The sequence below is a fragment of the Serratia sp. Ser99 genome, from assembly GCF_024519545.1.
GTDB classification, from domain to species: Bacteria; Pseudomonadota; Gammaproteobacteria; order Enterobacterales; family Enterobacteriaceae; genus Serratia; species Serratia liquefaciens.
The window spans coordinates 1-22,311 of record NZ_JALJRT010000009.1 but is presented as its reverse complement, the minus strand read 5'-3'; the positions used below and the strand labels follow the sequence as shown (position 1 = coordinate 22,311).

General features: G+C 56.7%; 21 protein-coding genes and 1 tRNA gene. 4 read left to right on the top strand and 18 right to left on the bottom strand.

The window, feature by feature from the left end; all coding sequences use genetic code 11:
* Positions 1-74 precede the first annotated feature (74 nt).
* Positions 75-341, top strand: a complete 267-nt coding sequence (locus NR114_RS17600) for a DUF1471 domain-containing protein (RefSeq protein ID WP_044553943.1) — start codon at positions 75-77, stop codon at positions 339-341.
* Between the two features lie 94 nt (positions 342-435).
* Here the strand turns inward: NR114_RS17600 and yjfP are convergent, their stop codons facing one another.
* On the bottom strand, positions 436-1,188 hold the full coding sequence (yjfP, locus tag NR114_RS17595) for an esterase (protein ID WP_115060327.1): 753 nt from the start codon (positions 1,186-1,188) through the stop codon (positions 436-438).
* Between the two features lie 126 nt (positions 1,189-1,314).
* Here yjfP and bsmA point away from each other — a divergent pair, with 126 nt between their 5' ends.
* Both bsmA and NR114_RS17585 read left to right on the top strand, forming a co-directional pair.
* Positions 1,315-1,623, top strand: a complete 309-nt coding sequence (bsmA, locus tag NR114_RS17590) for a biofilm peroxide resistance protein BsmA (RefSeq protein WP_020824917.1) — start codon at positions 1,315-1,317, stop codon at positions 1,621-1,623.
* Positions 1,624-1,745: 122 nt separating this feature from the next.
* The gene (locus tag NR114_RS17585; protein WP_020824916.1) at positions 1,746-2,021 is read left to right on the top strand and encodes a DUF1471 domain-containing protein; all 276 of its coding nucleotides are present in this window, start codon (positions 1,746-1,748) and stop codon (positions 2,019-2,021) included.
* Here NR114_RS17585 and NR114_RS17580 read toward each other — a convergent pair.
* The 16 genes from NR114_RS17580 to nnr form a co-directional block, all read right to left on the bottom strand.
* Entirely contained in the window at positions 2,018-2,416 is a 399-nt protein-coding gene (locus NR114_RS17580; protein ID WP_020824915.1) for a DUF350 domain-containing protein, read from the bottom strand. The two genes, NR114_RS17585 and NR114_RS17580, sit on opposite strands and share 4 nt — an antisense overlap.
* A gap of 87 nt (positions 2,417-2,503) precedes the next feature.
* Entirely contained in the window at positions 2,504-4,135 is a 1,632-nt protein-coding gene (locus NR114_RS17575; protein ID WP_149573652.1) for an isovaleryl-CoA dehydrogenase, read from the bottom strand.
* Between the two features lie 129 nt (positions 4,136-4,264).
* On the bottom strand, positions 4,265-4,996 hold the full coding sequence (rlmB, locus tag NR114_RS17570; protein WP_020824913.1) for a 23S rRNA (guanosine(2251)-2'-O)-methyltransferase RlmB: 732 nt from the start codon (positions 4,994-4,996) through the stop codon (positions 4,265-4,267).
* Between the two features lie 59 nt (positions 4,997-5,055).
* Positions 5,056-7,542, bottom strand: a complete 2,487-nt coding sequence (gene rnr, locus NR114_RS17565) for a ribonuclease R (protein WP_020824912.1) — start codon at positions 7,540-7,542, stop codon at positions 5,056-5,058.
* 59 nt (positions 7,543-7,601) lie between these two features.
* Entirely contained in the window at positions 7,602-8,027 is a 426-nt protein-coding gene (gene nsrR / locus NR114_RS17560; RefSeq protein ID WP_020824911.1) for a nitric oxide-sensing transcriptional repressor NsrR, read from the bottom strand.
* A gap of 233 nt (positions 8,028-8,260) precedes the next feature.
* Positions 8,261-9,559 carry an adenylosuccinate synthase gene (locus tag NR114_RS17555; protein ID WP_041415174.1) on the bottom strand — a complete coding sequence of 433 codons (1,299 nt, stop codon included), beginning with the start codon at positions 9,557-9,559 and terminating at the stop codon, positions 8,261-8,263.
* A gap of 97 nt (positions 9,560-9,656) precedes the next feature.
* Positions 9,657-9,857 (bottom strand): DUF2065 domain-containing protein, encoded by a 201-nt coding sequence (locus tag NR114_RS17550; RefSeq protein WP_020824909.1) that lies wholly within the window; start codon positions 9,855-9,857, stop codon positions 9,657-9,659.
* A 63-nt stretch (positions 9,858-9,920) separates the two neighbouring features.
* Complete coding sequence (gene hflC / locus NR114_RS17545; protein WP_020824908.1) at positions 9,921-10,928, bottom strand: protease modulator HflC; 1,008 nt, start codon at positions 10,926-10,928, stop codon at positions 9,921-9,923.
* Between the two features lie 3 nt (positions 10,929-10,931).
* Positions 10,932-12,191, bottom strand: a complete 1,260-nt coding sequence (gene hflK / locus NR114_RS17540; protein ID WP_020824907.1) for an FtsH protease activity modulator HflK — start codon at positions 12,189-12,191, stop codon at positions 10,932-10,934.
* A gap of 68 nt (positions 12,192-12,259) precedes the next feature.
* Positions 12,260-13,540: a ribosome rescue GTPase HflX gene (gene hflX, locus NR114_RS17535; protein ID WP_020824906.1), complete on the bottom strand. Its 1,281-nt coding sequence runs from the start codon at positions 13,538-13,540 to the stop codon at positions 12,260-12,262.
* Positions 13,541-13,635: 95 nt separating this feature from the next.
* Complete coding sequence (hfq, locus tag NR114_RS17530) at positions 13,636-13,944, bottom strand: RNA chaperone Hfq (RefSeq protein ID WP_012004894.1); 309 nt, start codon at positions 13,942-13,944, stop codon at positions 13,636-13,638.
* 114 nt (positions 13,945-14,058) lie between these two features.
* Positions 14,059-15,000, bottom strand: coding sequence for a tRNA (adenosine(37)-N6)-dimethylallyltransferase MiaA (gene miaA / locus NR114_RS17525; RefSeq protein WP_020824905.1), 942 nt, complete (start codon positions 14,998-15,000; stop codon positions 14,059-14,061).
* Positions 14,993-16,867 (bottom strand): DNA mismatch repair endonuclease MutL, encoded by a 1,875-nt coding sequence (gene mutL / locus NR114_RS17520; RefSeq protein WP_128865484.1) that lies wholly within the window; start codon positions 16,865-16,867, stop codon positions 14,993-14,995. The genes miaA and mutL overlap by 8 nt, the downstream gene beginning before the upstream one ends.
* A 22-nt stretch (positions 16,868-16,889) precedes the next feature.
* Entirely contained in the window at positions 16,890-18,686 is a 1,797-nt protein-coding gene (amiB, locus tag NR114_RS17515) for an N-acetylmuramoyl-L-alanine amidase AmiB (RefSeq protein WP_020824903.1), read from the bottom strand.
* Between the two features lie 7 nt (positions 18,687-18,693).
* Complete coding sequence (gene tsaE / locus NR114_RS17510; protein ID WP_020824902.1) at positions 18,694-19,164, bottom strand: tRNA (adenosine(37)-N6)-threonylcarbamoyltransferase complex ATPase subunit type 1 TsaE; 471 nt, start codon at positions 19,162-19,164, stop codon at positions 18,694-18,696.
* Positions 19,165-19,178: 14 nt separating this feature from the next.
* Positions 19,179-20,690 (bottom strand): bifunctional ADP-dependent NAD(P)H-hydrate dehydratase/NAD(P)H-hydrate epimerase, encoded by a 1,512-nt coding sequence (gene nnr / locus NR114_RS17505; RefSeq protein ID WP_234530188.1) that lies wholly within the window; start codon positions 20,688-20,690, stop codon positions 19,179-19,181.
* Here nnr and queG point away from each other — a divergent pair.
* Positions 20,689-21,828, top strand: a complete 1,140-nt coding sequence (queG, locus tag NR114_RS17500; RefSeq protein WP_020824900.1) for a tRNA epoxyqueuosine(34) reductase QueG — start codon at positions 20,689-20,691, stop codon at positions 21,826-21,828. The two genes, nnr and queG, sit on opposite strands and share 2 nt — an antisense overlap.
* 299 nt (positions 21,829-22,127) lie before the next feature.
* Here the strand turns inward: queG and NR114_RS17495 are convergent.
* Positions 22,128-22,203, bottom strand: a tRNA-Gly gene (locus NR114_RS17495).
* Positions 22,204-22,311 lie beyond the last annotated feature (108 nt).

Sequence of the window (22,311 nt, the reverse complement as noted above, 5' to 3'; positions counted from 1 at the left end):
TACAGACAAATAACTTTTTGCTGCACTGGCACCTGCTGTCAGGCCGTTGAAGCAAACAGTTAAGAGAGGCACTTATGAAACGCATTACCATCGCCACCGCCATTGCTTTACTGTTTTCCGCCAACGTCATGGCCGCTACCGAAATCACCTCGCATCAGGCTGACCAACGCCAGAGCGTGGGATTCATCACGTTGAACCAGAATGTGGTATCGCCGGATGACGCCAGCAGCCAGGTGAGCAAAATAGCCGATCAGCGCGGCGCGACCGCCTACCGGATCATTGCGCTGCACGAACCGGAAAACAACAGCACCATTCACGTCAGCGCGGAACTGTATCGTTAAGCCTGCATGCAGTGCCAGGGAAGCAAGCCGCGCCCAAAAGCGGCAAATTAAAATGTGAAAATGTCGTCAGCCCCCTGCCCGCAGGGGGCTTTTTTTATAAGGTTTTCACGAAGAACTCGGCCGTTGCGTCAAGCGCTAACGGCGTGATGCGGTGCTTAACGTCCGGTTCAGTCAAAAATGTCAGTTGCCGGTCCCAACCACTCTGGCGAAGCTCGGTTGCCAGGCGTCGACTTTCAGCCGCCGGGACCACATCGTCCGCTTCGCCGTGCCATAACAGCAGCGGACGATCGGCAATCTTTTCCAACTGGCGTTCCAGGCCATAATCCGCAAGCGCGGCAATGCGCGCATCAAAACCGCTCGCCGTTAAGGGTTTACCCTGCTCATCCAGCGGTGGGAACAGCGTCTGCGCCAGGGAACTGTAATAACCGGCTCCCATCAGGCTCGCCGCAGCTTTCACCCACGGATAACGAGCAAAGCCTCCCAACGTCGTCATCCCCCCCATGGACGCGCCCGCGACGCCGATGCGCCCTTCGGCAATCAGCCCGCGCCGTTCAAAGTCCGTCTTCAACGCCGGTAACTCATCGATATTGCTGCGCAGGATCTCCCAAAAGCGGGACAACCGCTTTTGTTCATCGCCGTCAAAACGCTCGCCGTGCAAATCGGCATCCGGCAGCACCACGCGAAATCCCACCCTGGCTAACGCGTAGGCAAAGTAGGCGTAGACTTCTTTCGACGAGGTATAACCATGGTAGAAAAATACCGTCGGCAACGGCTGATGATACTGCCCCTGCGGCACGGCATGGATGACCGCAATATCTCCTGCTCGCTCGTCATAAATTTCAATCATTCATTTTCCCTCTGCATCGCCATTGCCTTCATAATGGCAAACTTGCGCTAAAAAGCATTAGCTCAATCTGTTCCAATTTATAATGGGTTACACTCAAATCACGCTATCCGCTTTCTTGAGGTATCTATGAAAATGTCCCGCCTGCTGCTCTCCTTGACGCTGGTCACGCTGCTTAGCGCCTGTGGCATGATGACCACGACGCCCAAAGCGCCCCCACCGCCGACCGGACAGGCGCAGGAGATCACCCGTGCACAAACCGGTAGCCTGGAAAAAATAGGCACCACCAGCGCCCTGGTGCGCGGCAGCCCGATGGATGTGGAAGCGGAAATTCAGCAGAAGGCCAATGCCAGCGGCGCGCGCTATTACATGATCATCATGAACAGCGAAACCGTGGTTCCCGGCCAGTGGTATTCGCAGGCGATCCTGTATCGGTAACTGCTGGAGTTTTAATAAGATTTACATTGGCTTTGCACAGACTGAAGTTGGATAGAGCACACTGGCAAACAGCGCGCCGCAGCCCGCGGCCGTGAATCCAGGATCCGACGAAGGGGAACGCCATGACACGCTCCGCCGCACTCACCGCCCTCCTGCTTTCTATGGGGTTACTCAGCGCCAGCGCCCAGTCCGCTGAACTGGCCCCCGCAGACCGCGTTACGCCACTCAGCGAAATTGCGGAAATCACCCTGAACAACCTCTCCGGCTCCCCTCAGGACGTAGAACAATTGATCGCCCAAAAGGCGGATGAGCATGGGGCAAGCTATTACCGCATCCTGCGAATGGAAGAACAGGCGCATCAGCCAGGCTGGCGCGCCTCCGCAATACTTTACCTTTAGTAGGTCATGCAGGCCGCATTCAGCACACCGCCACTGATCGACACGCCGCCGAGGAAAATCCCGGCCGCCACATGATTGGACTCAATCTTGTCGCTAATTCGTGGCATATAGATTTTCACCGCAGCAAACAGCAGCAGCTGTACCACCAGCGCCACCACGCCCCACAACAGATAGTCCAACAAGCTGACGGAGTTGATCGCTGCACTCGCCAGCGGGATGACATACCCTAGGCAGGCACCGACGAATCCAAAAGCGGCGGCCTGATTGTCGGCCTTGATCAACGCCCATTCGTCATGCGGCGTAATACGGGTATAAACGAACAAAAATACCAGAACCATGGCAAAGCCACTGAAAAAATAAGAGGCGAATGCCGCCAACGCGCTGAGAATATCCATGTCATGTTTCCTGGTCAGAGGTCAGTATCCCTTACGGGCCAAGAGCTGAATTAAAAAGCTTTTCCGGCTGCGGCGCCACCGTTTTCCCTAACCGCCCATCGCGCGGGTAAACAGCGTTTCGCACAGCCTTTCCGGCAATGTCCGCTCACCACGGGCATCAAGCATCATTTGACACCAGGCTTCCGCCAACGGCGGTGAACTGTAACGCAGAAGCTGCGCCGCCGCGAACAGATTAAACAAGGCGCCGGTCACCGCACGCCCTTGCTCTTCCTGAGGTTTGCGCATCAGTTGAAGCAACCGTCGCCATTGGTGATCATAATGGCGGTTCTGCCCTCTCACTTCACCGAGTTCCTGCTCCAGCGCCTCCTGCACCGCCGGCAGCTTGCCCCAGGCGCGCATGACGTCCAGACACATAATATTGCCGGAGCCTTCCCAGATGCTGTTTACCGGCATTTCACGGTACAACCTCGGCAGTTCGCTCTCTTCGCAATAGCCGATACCGCCCAGCGCCTCCATGGCTTCACCAATAAAAGGAATGCCTTGCCGGCAGACTTCAAACTTCGCCGCAGGCGTCATCACTCGGCATAACGCCTGCTCCAGGGGCGTGCTACCTGCGCTGTCATAAGCACGCGCCAGACGCATCAGGGCCGCCGTCTGCCCCTCCAGGCGCAGGGCCATTCGCGCCAGCACCTGCCGCATCATCGGTTGTTCAATCAGCGTCTTACCAAACGCCTGCCGCTGCAGAGCATGGTACAACGCCACCGACAGTCCGCGCCGCATCAGCCCGTGGCTACCCAGTGCGCAGTCAAAACGCGTCAGCCCCCCCATTTTCAGGATATGTCGTACGCCATCCCCTTCCTCGCCCACCAGCCAGGCGCTGGCATCCTGGAATTCTACTTCGCTGCTGGCGTTGGACCTGTTGCCCAACTTATCCTTCAGCCGTTCCAACCTTATGGCATTGCGTGTGCCGTCAGGCAAAATTCGCGGCAGGAAGAAACAGGACAGCCCGCCTTCGGTCTGCGCCAGCACCAGGTGCGCATCGCTCTGCGGTACCGAGAAAAACCACTTGTGGCCGACCAAACGGTAGGCTTCTCCTGGGCCGCGTGCACCCAGCGGGCTGGCGGTGGTGGTATTACTCAGCACATCGGAACCGCCCTGCTTTTCGGTCATTCCCATGCCGATCAGCAAACCGCGCTTTTGCCCGCCGGGCAATGAATGCGCGTCGTAACGATCGGACAGTAGCGGCGTTAGCCAGGATTGGAACTCCGCAGGCAACGAGCGCTGCAGCAAAGGAATTGCGCCAAAGGTCATGGTCACCGGGCACAAAGTGCCGGCCTCGACCTGCGCATGTAATACAAAACGCGCCGCCCGCGCCACAAAAGAGCCGATTCGGGCGTCCTCCTGCCACGGCAGGTTATGCACCCGGTTGGCTATCAGCCCTTGCATCAGGATATGCCAGGCGGGATGAAAACGGACGTCGTCCAATCGCTGGCCGGTGGCGTCATAGCGCAGCAGTTCCGGGGGATTGGCATTGGCCAGCCGCCCCAACTCCAGCGACTCCTGAGTGCCCAACTGTTGGCCCAGCGAGGCCAGCACGTCCGCATCCCAACCGGCCTGCTCACGCTGAATGGCTTCATGCAATGGCGTATCGGACAGGAACAGATTACTGTTGCCCAGCGGCTTCGGCTGATTAAAAACGGTGTGTGTATTCCAGACCATTGGCTTGCTCCCTGATAAAAGCGTCAGGAGTAATTATGGTCGTCAGGGGGAATTCTGCCGCTGGCGAGATCACAGGGTAGGCATCGAGAAAGGAATTAAGGGCGCAAAAGCTGCGCCCTTACGGATAAATCAACTGCGTTGACGCACCGCTTCAAACAGGCAGATACCGGTCGCCACCGAAACGTTCAGTGAAGAAACCGTACCGGCCATCGGAATGCTGATCAGCTCGTCGCAGTGCTCGCGAGTCAGACGACGCATACCTTCGCCTTCCGCCCCCATCACCAGCGCCATCGGGCCGGTCATTTTGCTCTGGAACAGCGTGTGGTCGGCTTCGCCCGCAGTGCCCACGATCCAGACGTTCATCTCCTGCAACAATCGCAGGGTGCGCGCCAGGTTGGTGACGCGAATCAACGGCACATTCTCCGCCGCGCCACAGGCCACTTTCTTGGCCGTAGCGTTCAACTGGGCAGAACGATCGCGCGGGACAATCACCGCGTGCACACCGGCCGCGTCGGCGCTGCGCAAGCAGGCACCAAGGTTATGCGGGTCGGTCACGCCGTCCAGCACCAGCAGGAACGGGGTATCCACGCTTTCCAGCAGCGCCGGCAGGTCATTTTCCTGATACTGGCGTCCTTCGCGCACCCGGGCAATGATCCCCTGATGCACCGCACCCTCGACCTTCTCATCCAGCCACTGGCGGTTCGCCACCTGGATAACAATGCCGGTCGCTTCCAGCTCGGCAATCAACGGCTGTAGCCGACGATCGTCGCGGCCTTTGAGGATAAACACTTCCAGGAAGCGTTGCGGATCGTTGTCTAACAGGGCTTTGACGGCATGAATACCGTAAATAATTTCGCTCATGATGCTCTTTTTACTGTGCGGCAGGCAAACGCCTGCCGGTGATAATGACGTGTGGCAGGTTAAGCCTGCTCAGCACCTTTCTTCTTGCCGGCGCGTTTGGCCTTGGTCGCCGCCGCTATTTTCCGGGTTTTGTCGGACACTTTCTTGGCTTTCGCCTTTTTGTCTTTCTTCACCTTGTCAGCGGGCTTGGCTTCATCCTTGCGGAAGGCGCTGTCAGGCTCAAAATTGGCAGGCGGTTTGCCGCCCCGGCGTTTGCGCGGTGACGAGGTGCGGCCTGCGCCTGCGCCATCACGCAAGGTGCGCTGACCGCCTTTCTTGGCGCGATCGCGTTCAGTTTTGCCTTCACCGCGTGGTTTGCGGGTGCTGGAGACCAGAGCGAAGTCAATTTTACGCTCATCCATATGCACCGCTTCCACACGGATCTCTACCGTGTCGCCCAGGCGATAAACCACGCCTGAGGATTCGCCAATCAGACGCTGGCCGATATTATCGTAGCGATAATAATCATTATCCAGCGAGGATACGTGCACCAGGCCGTCGATAAACAGATCGTTGAGGCGCACGAAGAAACCGAAGCCGGTCACGCTGGCAATGATGCCGCTGAACACTTCACCGACGTGATCCTGCATAAAGTCGCATTTCAGCCAGTCGGCAACGTTGCGCGTCGCTTCATCGGCGCGGCGTTCAGCCATCGAACAGTGCTCGCCCAACTGCAGCATTTCTTCGAATTCGCTGTGCCAACCACCGGTCGGCGTCCAGCGCTCTTTCGGTTCGCCGTGCTCTTTGGCCAGTTGGTACTTGATCGCACGGTGCATCGCCAGATCCGGATAACGGCGGATCGGTGAGGTGAAGTGGCCATAAGAAGCCAGCGCCAGACCAAAGTGGCCGCGGTTTTCCGGATCGTAAACCGCCTGCTTCATCGAACGCAGCAGCATGGTTTGCAGCATTTCATGGTCAGGACGTTCGGACACTTCATCCATCAGTGTGGCGTAGTCCTTCGGCTGCGGCTTGTTGCCCCCGCCCAGCGTAAGGCCCAACTCGCCCAGCACGCTGCGCAGCGCACTGATGTGATCGTCACTTGGGCGATCGTGCACGCGGAACAGCGCCGGTTCGTTATTTTTCTCGACAAAGCGTGCAGCGGCGACGTTCGCCATAATCATGCACTCTTCGATCAGTTTGTGAGCGTCGTTACGCACCGTAGGTTCGACGCGCTCAATACGACGTTCGGCGTTAAAGATAAACTTGGCTTCTTCGGTTTCGAAAGCGATACCGCCACGTTCAGCACGCGCCTGATCCAGCACCTTGTACATCGCATGCAATTCTTCCAGGTGTTTGACCAGCGGGTGATAATGCTCACGCAGCTCCTGATCGCCCTGCAGAATATGCCAGACCTTGTTATACGTTAAGCGGGCGTGAGAGCTCATGACCGCTTCATAGAATTTGGCCGTCGACAGGCGCCCCTGGGCGGAGATGGTCATCTCACACACCATGCACAGACGGTCTACCTGCGGGTTAAGCGAACACAGGCCGTTAGACAGCACTTCCGGCAGCATCGGAATAACCTGCGATGGGAAGTACACTGAAGTCCCACGGTTACGGGCTTCGTCATCCAGTGCCGTGCGCGGACGCACGTAATAGCTGACGTCGGCAATGGCAACCCACAGGCGCCAACCGCCGCCGCGTTTTTTCTCGCAGTAGACTGCGTCATCGAAATCGCGGGCATCTTCGCCATCAATCGTTACCAAAGGCAGTTTACGCAGATCAACGCGGCCTTTTTTGGCGGATTCCGGTACCTGCTCACTGAGGTCGGCAACCTGTTTTTCCACCTGCGGCGGCCAAACATGTGGGATTTCATGAGTGCGCAGCGCGATATCTACCGCCATGCTGGTCCCCATTTTATCGCCGAGGATCTCGACAATCTTGCCAACCGCTTTGGTACGGCGGGTTGGGCGCTGGGTCAGTTCAACCACCACCATAAAGCCCATGCGCGCACCGCTGACGGCGTCGGCCGGGATCAGGATATCGAAGCTCAGGCGGCTGTCATCCGGCACCACGAAGCCGGTACCGGCGTCCATGAAGAAGCGGCCGACGATTTGACTGGTTTTCGGCACCAGCACACGGACGATACGCGCTTCGCGGCGGCCCTTGCGATCGGCAGCCATGGCCTGTGCCAACACCACGTCGCCGTGGATCGCCATCTTCATCTGTTCAGCTGACAGATACAGGTCGTCTTTGCTGCCTTCGATACGCAGGAAGCCAAAGCCATCGCGGTGGCCGATCACGGTGCCGCGCAGCAGGTCCAGACGTTCCGGCAGCGCGTAGCACTGGCGGCGAGTAAAGATTAATTGGCCATCACGTTCCATCGCCCGCAGGCGACGGCGTAACGCTTCCAGGGGTTCTTCGCCGGTTAAATTCAGCTCTTTGGCCAGCTCTTCGCGGCTGGCCGGCGTTTCTCTTTTCGCCAAATGGGCCAAAATAAATTCACGGCTCGGAATGGGGGATTCATATTTTTCTGCTTCTCGTTCCAGGAATGGATCTTGTGACATTGCGGTTCCTCCGTTGTCATCAGCAGGGTGCCGCTGAGCCTTGTCTTCTCAGCGACGCTTTATTCGACAAGCAATAGCTTGTAGAGCGATGGATTGTCTTCGACCATATCGGCCAACGTGTGGTTATCCAGCTCTTCAAGGAAATTCTGTACGCCCTGTTGGAGCACCTGCTTCAGGCGGCAGGCAGGGGTTATGTGGCAAAACGTACTGCTGCAATTAACCAGTGAGAGCGGCTCCAGCGCCCTGACCACGTCGCCGAGGCGAATGGTTTCGGCCGGTTTGCCTAAACGGATGCCGCCGTTCTTACCGCGCACTGCGGTGACAAACCCAACCCGGCTTAACTGATTGATGATCTTTACCATATGGTTTCGGGACACGCCGTAGACCTCGGTGACTTCCGAGATGCTGGTCATTTTGTCCGGTGGCAGCGAGGCCATGTAGATCAACGCCCGCAGGCCATAATCAGTAAAACTTGTTAACTGCACATCTACCTCTGGGTATCATTTTACCCGTCTGATACGCCGATTTTCGGCACTATTCAAAAGATTACTTATTGGATAATAAACCAGCCAGAGAGTTCGCCGCTAATTATTTAGCGCATGTCGAGCTCGGGGACAGGTTAAAGAAAGGATTTTTGGACGTGAAACCGCAATCGGGGAAAATCAGGATAAAAACAAACCGGGACACGCCCGGTTTGTTTTATTGCAGCAAAGTCAGATTATGCGTCGAACGGGTCGCGCAGGATCATGGTTTCGCTACGGTCCGGGCCAGTAGAGATAATGTCTACCGGTACGCCAGTCAGTTCTTCAATGCGCTTGATGTAGTCCAGCGCTGCCTGTGGCAGTTTGCTGTGTTCTTTCACGCCAAAAGTGGTGTCGCTCCAGCCAGGCATGCTTTCGTAGATTGGCTCGATACCTTCCCAACCTTCAGCCGCCAGCGGCGTGGTGGTCATTTCGCGGCCATCTGGCATGCGGTAGCCCACGCAGATTTTCACTTCTTTCAGGCCGTCCAGCACGTCCAACTTGGTCAGGCAGAAGCCAGACAGGGAGTTGATCTGCACTGCGCGGCGAACCGCTACGGCATCCAACCAGCCGGTACGACGACGACGGCCAGTAGTGGCGCCGAATTCGTTACCCTGTTTGCACAGGTATTCGCCAGTTTCGTCGAACAGTTCGGTTGGGAACGGACCTGCACCCACACGGGTGGAGTAGGCTTTCACGATGCCCAGCACGTAATCCACATAACGCGGACCAATACCTGAACCGGTAGCAACGCCGCCAGCAGTGGTATTGGAAGAGGTTACGTACGGATAGGTACCGTGGTCGATATCCAGCAGGGTGCCCTGTGCGCCTTCGAACATGATCAGGTCGCCACGCTTGCGCGCGCCGTCCAACAGTTCAGAAACGTCAACAACCATTGCAGTCAGGATGTCGGCGATAGACAGCACGTAATCCAGAGTCGCCTGGTAATCAACGGCTTCGACTTTGTAGTAATTAACCAACTGGAAGTTATGATAATCAACAATTTCCTTCAGCTTAACGGCGAAGGTTTCTTTGTTGAACAGGTCGCTGACGCGCAGACCGCGACGAGCTACTTTATCTTCGTAAGCCGGGCCGATACCGCGACCGGTGGTACCGATAGCTTTCGCGCCACGTGCTTTCTCACGCGCGTTATCCAACGCAACATGGTAAGGCAGGATCAGCGGACAGGCTTCGGACAGTAACAGACGTTCGCGTACCGGGATGCCGCGCGCTTCGAGTTCACCCATTTCTTTCATCAACGCGTCTGGCGCCAGAACTACACCGTTGCCGATGATGCTGGTCACGTTTTCACGCAGAATGCCTGAAGGAATTAAATGAAGGACGGTTTTTTCACCGTTAATTACCAGAGTATGGCCAGCGTTGTGACCACCTTGATAGCGCACTACATATTGAGCCCGTTCGGTCAGCAGGTCTACGACCTTGCCCTTACCTTCGTCACCCCATTGAGTGCCCAGTACGACGACGTTCTTACCCATTTTAAAAATCACCGGTTGCTTAAAAATGGATTCTACCACCGTAATTCGTGAGTTTCAGCACTTTTAGCGTTGAGTTGCGTATTTTTTAGGCTAACCTTTAAACCCCCGTGCGACTACGCAACATGTAGTAGATCACACAGCCCGCAACCACTATTCCGCCGCCAAACCGCCGTAAGGTAGAGTCAGGCAACTGGGTCATCGCCAGTATCATTTTACGCCAGGCCTGTGGAAACAACATCGGCCCCAGGCCTTCCAGCACCAAAACCAGCCCTAACGCCAGCCAGATCGTTGAATTCATCAGAAACTCCCAAAAAGAAAGGGCCCGCGTTTAAACGGGCCCTCGATCAATTACCTGTCGTGATTACTTGCGCGTGGAGTCAGGCGACTTCATGTAGCGGAAGAAATCGCTGTCCGGGCTCAGAACCATCACGTCCTGGTTATTGCTGCTGAAGCTGGTTTCGTAAGCACGCAGGCTACGGATAAAGGCGTAGAAGTCCGGATCCTGGCTGAATGCGTTGGCAAACAGTTTGGCCGCTTCGGCATCGCCATCACCGCGAGTGATACGTGCAGTACGCTCAGCTTCCGCCAGGGTACGAGTCACTTCGTAGTCTGCGGTCGCACGCAGCTTCTCGGCTTCTTCCTGACCCTGTGAACGGTGACGACGGGCTACCGCTTCACGCTCAGCGCGCATACGCTGGTAGATCGCATCAGACACTTCCGCCGGCAGGTTGATCTGCTTGATACGCACGTCGATCACTTCAATACCCAACGCCGCCATGCTGTTCGGGTTAACCTTCGGCAGGTTGCCGGTGGTTTCCTTCTCAACACGCGCCGCTGCAGAGGCGATAGCGTCATCGGCTTCGGTGGTGGTGACTTCTTGATCGTCACCCACGGTACCGGTGTTCAATGCATCACGCACGTCGGACATCAGCTTACCGCGCGAGTCGGTGACGATGTCTTTCACGTCCAGACGACCAATCTCGGAACGCAGACGGTCACTGAACTTACGTTTCAGCAGCACTTCGGCCTGTGAAACATCACCGCCGCCGGTTGCCAGATAGTAACGGCTGAAATCGCTGATACGCCATTTCAGGTAAGAATCGACAATCAGGTCTTTCTTCTCGCTGGTCACAAAGCGGTCAGCCTGGTTATCCATGGTCTGGATACGCGCATCCAGCGTCTTCACTGATTCAATAAACGGGATCTTGAAGTGCAGGCCTGGCGCATACACCAGCGGCTTGTTGTCGCTGTCACGCAGAACCTTGCCAAAGCGCAGCACGATGCCACGCTGACCTTCCTGAACCACGAACAAAGAAGCGTATAACGCCACCAGCACCGCGAGGACGATTACTACAAAAGACTTACGCATTGATTACTCTCTCCCTACGCGAGTGGTGTCGTCACGCTGCGCATTTGCCCGGCGCTGGTCCATGACCGAGCCGCTGCTGGTGCGCTGGCTGCTGGAGCTGGCGCCGCTGTTGGCAGACGGAGCGGGGTTGAGACGAATCAGGCTGGTGTCTTTATTGCCGTCCGCCGCCGCGCCGGTTTGGCCACGCAGCATTTGATCCAGCGGCAACACCATCAGATTGTTGCCTTTGTCATTCACCAACACCTTGCGGGTGTGGCTCAGGACTTTTTCCATGGTTTCGATATACAAACGCTCACGGGTAATTTGCGGTGCCGATTTGTATTCCGGCAACAGCTTGGCAAAGCGAGCAACCTCACCCTGAGCTTCCAGGACGGTACGGTCTTTATACGCTTTGGCATCTTCCAACAGACGCTGCGCCTGGCCGTTAGCACGTGGCTGAACTTCGTTGGCGTAAGCTTCCGCTTCACGGATGTACTGCTGCTCGTTCTCACGTGCGGCAATCGCATCGTCAAATGCGGCCTTCACCTCTTCCGGCGGACGAGCGGCCTGGAAGTTGACGTCCAGCAGCGTGATGCCCATGTTGTACGGACGAATAGTTTCTTCCAGTACGCGTTGGGTATCGCTACGCACGATAGTACGACCTTCGGTCAGGATCTTGTCCATGGTGTACTTGCCGATAACGCCACGCAGGGCGCTGTCGGTAGCCTGGCTCAGGCTGTCGTCGGCATTGGTCACGCTGAACAGATAGGCTTCCGGGTTGGTCACGCGGTACTGCACGTTCATTTCTACGCGCACAACGTTCTCGTCGGAGGTCAGCATCACGCCAGACGCCGCCAATTCACGAACCGACTCCACGTTAACCGGACGCACTTCATCGATAAAGGTCGGCTTCCAGTTCAAACCTGGCTGAACCAGGTGGCTGAACTTGCCAAAACGGGTCACAACACCACGTTCGGCTTCCTTGATGGTGTAGAAGCCGCTGGCAGCCCAAATCACCACTACCGCTACCGCGGCAATGCCGATGATGCGACCGCTGAGGCCCGGGCCAGAAGTGCCGGTGCCGCCGCTGTTATTGCTGTTGGAGCCTTTGCCCCCGCCCAAACCGCTCAATTTCTTGCTCAGTTTGCGGAAGATATCGTCCAAATCAGGTGGCCCTTGATCACGACCGCCTTTGTTATTACCGCCAGAGTTGCCGCCATTGTTATTGCTGCTCCCCCACGGGTCGCGGTCCTGTCCGTTATTACCGGGCTGATTCCACGCCATGTTTTAGCTCCATATTCTGTGATTGGGTACTTCAGGCTTACGCGAAGCTCAAATGTAACAGGATATGATCATACTATAAAGTTAATCAGTTCCTGTTCCTGTTTGCAGAGGCGACGCCATTCGACGATAGGCATACGTACCACCACGCCAATGCTGCCGTCTTCTTCGTTCCACTCTTTTTCAATTGCCTGAAGCTGGTAAAAACGGCTACGAAGACGGCCTGCCTCTGGCGGTAAGCGCAGCTCATAATGCGCGATTTCCCCCGATAAGCGCTCCGTCAACGCCTGATACAGCAACGGGATACCTTCACCGCTGGCGGCGGACAGCCACACCCGGATCGGTAAGTTTTCATCGTTGCGGTCGATACGCGGGACAAAATCATCCAGCATATCTATTTTGTTCATCACTAAAAGTGTAGGGATCTCATCCGATTCAATCTCTGCCAGCACGGTATTGACCGCTTCAATGTTTTCATCGACGCGAGTATCCGCGGCATCGATTACATGTAACAGCAAAGACGCCTGACGCGTTTCTTGCAGCGTCGCCTTGAAGGCGGCCACCAGATCGTGCGGCAGGTGCCGGATAAAGCCTACGGTATCCGCCAACACGGTATCGCCCACATCGGCCACGTCAATGCGCCGCAGGGTAGGATCCAAAGTGGCAAATAGCTGGTCTGCCGCATAGACATCGGCGGACGTAATTCGGTTAAACAGGGTGGATTTTCCGGCGTTGGTATACCCTACCAGCGATACGGTCGGCACTTCAGCACGGGTACGCGCACGTCGGCCCTGTTCACGCTGCTTAGCTACCCGCTCCAGGCGGCGTAGAATCAAGCTAATGCGATCGCGCAACAGACGACGGTCGGTCTCTAATTGGGTTTCCCCTGGCCCGCGCAGGCCTATCCCCCCTTTTTGACGCTCAAGGTGGGTCCAGCCACGCACCAAACGCGTGGCAATATGACGCAACTGCGCCAACTCTACCTGCAGCTTACCTTCATGGGTACGGGCGCGCTGGGCAAAGATGTCTAGAATCAACCCGGTGCGATCGATCACTCGGCATTCGCACAGGCGTTCAAGATTTCTCTCCTGCGCTGCAGAAAGGGAGTGATCAAACAGGACAACAGATGCGCCACTGGCTTTTACCGCGTCTGCAATTTCTTCGGCCTTTCCTTCACCGACAAAGTATTTGGGATGCGGGGCTTTGCGGCTACCAGTCACCACTTGCAAAGCTTCGACACCCGCAGAGGACACCAGGGATTCGAACTCACTGAGATCTTCTGTGTCTTTGTCTTGCGAGAAATAGATATGAACCAGGACGGCCTGCTCACCGGCTTCATAACGGTCAAACAAGCGTGCAACCTCTCAAACGGGAACCCGTGAGTTTGGGGGACATAAACAGCCCACGGCTGCTTATGCTCCCCTTCATGGTTGACTCGCAACGCGCTTTATTCAGCGTCATCGCTTTCCTGCTGCGGCTGTTGCGGCGCAGACGGATTGTTACCATGGTGATAGTTACTGGTGCCGCCGCTCGGGGTATTGCTATGGTGCGAAACCGGGCGTGACGGGACAACGGTAGAGATAGCGTGCTTATAAACCATCTGGCTCACCGTGTTTTTCAACAGGATGACAAACTGGTCAAAAGACTCAATCTGGCCTTGCAGCTTAATACCATTCACCAAATAAATAGAAACCGGAACACGTTCACGACGCAATGCGTTCAGGAACGGATCTTGCAAAGATTGCCCCTTAGCCATTCTATCTTTTCCTTATTTGCTTGTTGTTTTTAACTAAGAACCTGTCGGCTCTAAAATAAACGACCTAAAAAATTTGCGCGCTGAATACTCATCAATTGTACACAATCACTCGACCTATGCACTAACAACCTGTATTACCGAGTCCAAAGCCTCTCCCGGCTTCTCGCTGTCCAGCCAATGTACCGAGTTCCAGCCTCGTAACCAGGTCATTTGGCGCTTGGCCAACTGACGTGTTGCGCAAATACCACGATAAACCATCTCATCGTAACTAATTTCGCCAGATAAATATGACCACATCTGGCGATAACCGACACAGCGAATGGAAGGCAAATCCGTATGCAAATCACCCCGTGCAAAAAGTGCACGCGCTTCCGTCTCAAAACCTGCCGCCAACATTTGATGGTACCGCAGCGCGATGCGTTGATGGATCAACTCACGGCTGGTCGGCGCTATCGCAAATTGGTGAACATGATACGGCAACGATTCACCCGAAATTTTAGTCAGTTCCGTTAAAGTTTTACCCGAAATAAAAAAAACTTCCAGTGCTCTGGACAGTCTCTGCGGATCATTAGGATGAATTCTCAATGCCGCAACCGGGTCAATCTCTTGCAACTGACGGTGTAAAACGTCCCAGCCCTGCTCCGCAGCCTGCTGTTCGATACGCTCACGCACCGCCGGATCGGCAGGCGGCAACGGCGATAAACCTTCCAGTAGCGCCTTGAAGTAAAGCATGGTGCCCCCGACCAGCAACGGGATACGCCCGGCGGCGGTAATGGCGGCCATCTCTTTCAGTGCATCGGCGCGAAAATCCGCTGCTGAGTAAACTTCGGCAGGATCGCGAATATCAATCAGCCGGTGCGGTGCCTGCGCCAATTCCTCAGCGCTCGGTTTAGCCGTGCCGATATCCATGCCGCGATAAATCAGCGCGGAATCCACGCTGATCAGTTCCACAGGCAGGCGTTCACGCAGCGCGATCGCCAACGCGGTCTTGCCCGAGGCGGTCGGCCCCATCATAAAAATAGCCGGGGGACGTGGTGTCATTTCAGTTTCAATCATGCGTAAGGGCTGCCAGTGCAGCCTGTAAATCAACAGGTTGTAAAAGTCCGCTCGGTGGTGATTTGACCAGCTGCGGGCAAAGTCGTTCAACGTCGGTCAGCAATTGTATCGCTTGCGAGGTGTTCCACTGTTCATGTTCACTGCCCAAGTGGCGGGCGAACCAGGTGGCTAACACCGGGGGCGACATCTCCTGATGCTCGGCCAGATAGCCTAACAGTTCGGGTATCAGTTTTTGTAAATTTTGTTGGCGTAATGGTAAAGGTACTGCGCGCAACGTCACACGCCCATGATCCGTCTGCAAATCCAATCCCATTTTGACCAATAACGGCTGATGGCGCACACAGGCGGCCGCTTCTTGCTTATTCAGCGTCAGTTTGATGGGGATCAGCAGCGGCTGCGGCCGCAGGCCTTCTTCAGCCGGGTTAAGCTGCGCCTGGCGCAACCAGCGCTCGGCCACCGGCAGATTGAGCAACATCAATTGCTGGCGACGCTCAATCAGGGCGAAGCACGGCGGATGGATCATCAGCACCCGACCAAAACTGTGCTGGCTGCCGTCCAGCGGCACTTCTCGCTCAGCCTTTACCGGTGGGAACAGCGGTTGTTTCGGCGTTTCTGGCGCTGGCTCCACCACCGGAGCAGCCTGCATCAGTTTGCCGTAAAGCTCGCCTTCGCGCTTTTGGTAGCCGTTGCCTGCCTGGTAGGCCGGTTGAGGTTCACGCTCGCGGGCGACGCCCGGTTCACTTGGCTGAGGTTCGCGGCGCGGCGCCGGCTGCGAGAAATGGTTGCCGCCAGCGGCGACGCGGTTTTCCGGCTGCCAGGTTGGCGCCGACGGTTGTTCCGGCTCATCGTCCAGCGGCAGCGGCGCGTTGCCGACCTGCTGCAGCACGGTAGTTACCGCCTGATAAATAAAGTCATGTACCAACCGCGCCTGATGAAAACGTACTTCGTGCTTGGCCGGATGCACATTCACGTCTACCTGGTGCGGATCGACCTCGAGATAAAGTACGTACGCGGGCTGCTGATCGTCTTTCAACTGATCCTGATAGGCCTGGCGGATGGCATGATTGATCAGACGATCGCGCATCATGCGGCTATTGACGTAGCAATACTGCATCTCGCCCAATTGACGCGCCCCGGCAGGATCAGCCACCCAGCCGCGAATGGTCAGATCGCCATGCTGCCAGGAAATGTTCAACGCATGCTGCAAAAAAGCCGGGCCACAAATGCTGCCCAGGCGGCGCTCATAGTGGCTTTCGTCTTTCGCTGCGCGATATTGGCGGATCAGTTTGCCGTTGTGGCTGAGGTTGATCGCCACATCGAAACGCGCCAGCGCAATGCGCCGCACTACTTCATCGATATGGCCGAATTCGGTTTTCTCGGTGCGCATGAATTTGCGCCGCGCCGGGGTATTGTAGAACAAATCCAGCACTTCCAGCGTGCTGCCTATCGGATGCGCCGCTGGTTTGACCGTCACCGCCTGGTCGCGGCCTTCGGCGTAAGCCTGCCAGGCTTCATTTTGTTCCGCCGTGCGCGAAGTGAGCGTCAAACGGGAAACCGAGCTGATGCTGGCCAACGCCTCACCGCGAAAACCGAGACTGACGATGGCTTCCAAATCGTCGAGCGTGCTGATTTTACTGGTGGCATGACGCGCCAATGCCAATGCCAGATCGTCTTTACCGATGCCGCAGCCGTTATCGCGGATGCGAATCAGCTTGGCACCGCCGCGTTCGATATCAATATCAATGCGTGTCGCACCGGCATCCAGACTGTTTTCCACCAGTTCCTTTACCACTGACGCGGGCCGTTCGACCACTTCACCGGCGGCAATCTGGTTGGCAAGCTGGGGCGGTAACACCTGGATGGGCATGCTGACTCCTCTAATGTGGGCACTAGGCCTGCGGAATGGTCAGCGTCCGATCCAGCGGCGCGACGTCCGACTTCAGTTTATTCACGCGTTTCAGGTCGCTGACGCTGACACCGTAACGGGTAGCGATGGAGGATAAGGTATCACCGCGGGTCACTTTGTGCCTGGACGGCTTCTTCACGCTGGGTTTTGCCTTGGCGACTGTACTGACCGTCGCGGCGGTTTTACCCGCCGGCACTTTAAGGCGCTGGCCGACCCACACGCCGTCTTTTTTCAGCTTGTTCAGGTCACGCAACGCCGCCATGGTGGTGCCATAGCTGTCGGCAATACCGGAAAGCGTTTCGGCTCGCTTCACCACGTGGATCTGCGTTTTACCGCTAATGCGGCTGCTGCCGGCCGAACTGACGATCGGCGCGGGCTGACTGACGTCTTGTGTTGAGGAGTTAACCGCCGCTGCGACGTCCAGCGGTCGGTTTTCCACCTTTGGGTCGGCTTGTAGCGGGTGCGCCAGGAAATAACTGCGCAGGCCGTTGTGGATCGCCCGGGCAATTTTCTCCTGATATGCGCTACTGCCGAGCAGCCGCTCCTCCGTGCTATTACTGATAAATCCTGTTTCCACCAACAAGGATGGGATATCCGGCGAACGCAGCACGCCAAGGCTGGCGTGTTCAGGACGACGTTTATGCAATGAGCCGACGCTCTGCAACTGCTGCAACACTTTTACTGCGACATCGTAGCCCACGCGTTGTGAGTGACCAAACTGCAGATCCAGCACCGCCTGGCTCAGGTAAGGATCCGCCTGGCTGTTGGCCAGCAAATCACCCGCACCGCCCAGCAACTCGGACTGCTTCTCATGTTGTTCCAGCCAGCCGGCCATCTCACTGTTGGCGCGGCGGTTGGACAGAACCCAAACCGAAGCCCCGTTGGCGCTGCGGTTTGGCGCTGCGTCAGCGTGAATGGAGACCAACACGTTAGCGCCTTGCTTACGTGCCACGTCAGAGCGGCCCATCACCGAGATGAAGTAGTCGCCGTTGCGCGTCAATACCGGTTTAAACTGGGGATCGGCATCCAACAATGCCTGCAGGCGGCGAGCGATGGCGATAGTTACATTTTTCTCTTTCAGGCCGTTCGGGCCAATGGCGCCTGGGTCCTGGCCGCCGTGACCGGCATCGATAGCCACCACCACCCGATCGCCGGAACCGGCGGATACGCGGCTGCTGCGCGGCGTGACCTCAGATGCGGTACCCGCAACCACGGTAGGCTTATTGGTGAAAGGATTGGAACCACTTGGCGCTCTACGCACCGGAGCAGGCTCTGGTTCAGGCTCACTCACCACCACCGGGGCTTTACGCGTCGGTGGGTTCACGACCACCGGTGCCGGCGTCGGGGCTTTTCGTACTGTAGTGTTTGCGCTGCCCTCGGCGGCGATGGTGAACACCACGGTATAGACACTGCCGTTCTGGCGTGTGGCTACCCGGGTCTTCGCGCGCTGGGTCAGATCAAACACCAGCCTTACGCTCTGGGCGTCTTTCGGCGCGCTGGAACGAATGCTTTTCACCAGGTTCTGGCCGCTGAAATTTAACGGTAAACCGCCCACCTTGCCTTTCTGGTTTACATCCAACACCACGCGATCCGGGCCGTGCAACGGGAAGAAGGCATAGTCCGGCGGACCGGTAAAGCTCACCGATACCGTGGCTTCGCGCTGGGCATTGGTGACTTTAATATCAGACAACGACGATGCGGCCAACGCACTGGCTGCACCCAAAGGCCCCAATACGGCGATCAGGGCGATTACGAGTAATTTTCTCAACGCATACGTCATTGCGGCGTCATTCCTGTGGCCCGTGAATACGGTCTAAAAGCTGGCTGCCGTAGGCAGAAACCGCCTGAATTTTTGCTTCGCGCCCCTGATCCTGGTAGCTGAGATGCAGCTCCAAATCAGGTTCCGGCAAGACGCCGGTCCCCTGCTGTGGCCATTCCACCAGGCAAATGGCATCCTGCGCAAAATAATCGCGAATGCCCATAAATTCGAGTTCTTCCGGATCGGCCAAGCGATACAGATCAAAATGGTATACCGCCAGAGGCTGCAGCGCATAAGGCTCCACCAGCGTATAAGTTGGGCTTTTAACGTTGCCCTGGTGGCCCAATGCCTGCAAAAAACCACGGCTGAAGGTGGTTTTACCGGCGCCCAGGTCACCGTAAAGGTAAATTACGCTGGCGCGATCGCACGCCTTGGCCAAGGCGGTACCCAATGCGACAGTCGCTGCCTCATCCGGCAGAGGTAAAACGAGTTCTTTCATTCGATAGTTTCTATTTATGCCAACTCAGGATTAACGTAATAAGGGATTTCCGGCAATAAATCGCTCGCCAGCATCCCCCTTATTCCTTGTCTTGCCGCCACGCGATCGGCGGCTGCGCCATGCGCCACGCAACCGGCGCAGGCTGCATCATACAGTGAGAGCTTTTGCCCCAGCAAACCGCCGATGATACCGGACAGCACATCGCCCATTCCACCAGAGGCCATGCCGGCGTTGCCGACGTCGGCGATCGCCATCTGGCCTTGATCATCGGCGATCAACGTACCCGCACCTTTCAGTACGGCCACGCCACCGTAATGCGTGACCAGATTACGAACTGCAAGTAAGCGGTCACTCTCAATCTCGGCGGTACGGCACCCCAGCAGGCGTGCCGCCTCCCCAGGATGCGGGGTAATCACACGATTCTGACGCTTCTCGGGATTTAATGCCAGTAAGTTCAGCGCATCGGCGTCCCATAACGCCGGTTTATCACTGGCTTGCAATATTTTCAGCGCATTCCTACCCCATTCGCCCTGACCCAGCCCCGGGCCAATCACCAGCACATCCGCCCAGTCGAGCGCCTGCTGCAACCCTTCGTCGCTCAGCGGTTGCACCATCAGTTCCGGTCTGGCGGTCAGCAAGGGCCCGACATGCTCAATGTGAGTGAGTACTCGCACCAATCCTGCGCCGCTGCGCAACGCCGCTTCTGCCGCCATGCGTATCGCGCCGCCAAAGCCGTGATCGCCCCCCACCACTAACAAACGCCCCTGTTCACCTTTATGTGAGCAGGGACGACGCGGTTTCAGCCACTGGGACAGCGATTCGGCAGTAAGCCGCTGAATCTGCGTCGGTTGCTTTGCCAGCCACCCCGATAATCCTAGCGTACTCTGGTGAAGTTGCCCGACCCAATCGCGAGCCTGGCCGGTCAGCAGGCCAGGTTTAAGCGCGATGAAAGTCATGGTATGCGTTGCGCGGATGACGGCTCCAGACGCGGCGCCGCTTTCAGCCAGCAGGCCCGAGGGAATATCGAGTGCAATAACCGGCGCGCGGCTGCGGTTAACCGCTTCAATCAGGGCATCGTACGGCGCCCGCGGCGCACTGCTTAACCCAGTACCGAGCAGGCCGTCGATGATCAGATCAACGTCTTCCGGCCAGCGGCTGTCGACCGGATGGATCTCGCCGCCGCTAGCCAACCATGCCCGTCTGGCTTCAGCCGCTTCTGGGGGCAGTGGCCGTGTGCCTTCGCAGGCAATCAGGCTGACTTTGACACCGGCCGCCGCAGCCAAACGGGCGACAACATAGCCGTCACCGCCATTGTTGCCATGACCGCACAGCACCAGCCAGTGATGGGCGGCAGGATATTGGTCGCACGCCAGCGTGTAAGCCGCCTCACCGGCACGTTGCATCAGTTGATAGAGAGAAATGCCCTGCGAGGCGGCGGCGCTTGCTTCTGCTCGCCGGATCCAGTCCGCAGACCAGACAGAGTGTGGTAAACTGTCAGAGTATCGTTTTTCACTGTGGCCCGTCATGACTCACCCCCTCGATCTCAATCAACTCGCCCAACATATCAAGCAATGGGGGCAATCGCTAGGATTCCAGCAGGTAGGCATCTGCGACACCGATCTGAGCGCGGAAGAGCCCAAGCTGCAGGCCTGGTTGGACAAACAATACCACGGTGAAATGGAGTGGATGGCACGCCATGGCATGCTGCGCGCCCGGCCACATGAGCTGTTGCCCGGCACGCTGCGCGTGATCAGCGTGCGCATGAACTACCTGCCGGCCAAAGCGGCCTTCGCCAGCACCCTCAACAACCCAGAATTAGGCTATGTCAGCCGCTATGCGCTCGGGCGGGACTACCACAAACTGCTGCGCCAACGGCTGAAAAAACTCGGCGATCAGATCCAGGCTTACTGCGGCGAACTTAATTTCCGCCCCTTTGTCGACTCCGCGCCGGTGATGGAACGCGCACTGGCCTCCAAGGCCGGGATTGGCTGGGTTGGTAAACACTCACTTATTTTAAACCGCGAAGCTGGCTCCTGGTTCTTTCTTGGCGAACTGCTGATCGACCTGCCGCTGCCGGTGGATAAGCCCCAGGAGGAACAGTGCGGCCGCTGCGTCGCCTGTATCACCACTTGCCCAACCGGCGCCATCGTCGCCCCCTACACCGTAGATGCACGCCGCTGCATCTCCTATCTGACGATTGAGTTGGAAGGCGCCATTCCTGAAGAATTCCGGCCGTTATTGGGTAATCGTATATACGGCTGTGATGATTGCCAGCTTATCTGCCCGTGGAACCGCTTCTCGCAACTTACCGACGAAGACGATTTCAGCCCACGCGCCGCACTGCATGCACCGCAACTGATTGAACTCTTTGGATGGACGGAAGAGAAATTCCTGCGCATCACCGAAGGCTCCGCCATCCGGCGTATCGGCCATTTACGCTGGCTGCGCAATATCGCCGTGGCGCTGGGCAACGCCCCTTACCAGGATGCGGCAGTGGTGGCATTGCGCTCCCGGCTGGAACAGGACGCAATGCTGGACGAACATATCCACTGGGCACTGGAGCAACAGTTGGCGCGGCGTGAGGCGCAAGGCATAGAAGTGCAGACAACGCAGAAAAAACGATTGATACGGGCTGTGGAAAAAGGATTGCCGAGGGATGCCTGAAATCTTTCATTCAGACCCGATAGTCACTCTGTGGATTTGTGCATAAAAATAAAAATGCTTTGTCTTTCAACTGCAACAAAAAGAGCAAGTGATCGGTATAACGTTTTCGGATAAATAAATATGCATATAAATCAATGCGATAAATATTTCATTTGTGTGGCGTTGATTTTTTGAGCTGCGGGTATTATGAGCGCTACCTGTGGATAAGTCTGTTCACAACATTTCGACAGGGTATGTATAACGAGACAAAGAACCGCGCCGCTAAAGGCGTTGGACTGAGTTTGAAACGAAGAGAAAATTGGAGCGGGAAACGAGACTCGAACTCGCGACCCCGACCTTGGCAAGGTCGTGCTCTACCAACTGAGCTATTCCCGCATTGAGATGCTTTGGGCATCCGGCCATCAAACAACAACATGGCCTTTGAATTTTTTGGAGCGGGAAACGAGACTCGAACTCGCGACCCCGACCTTGGCAAGGTCGTGC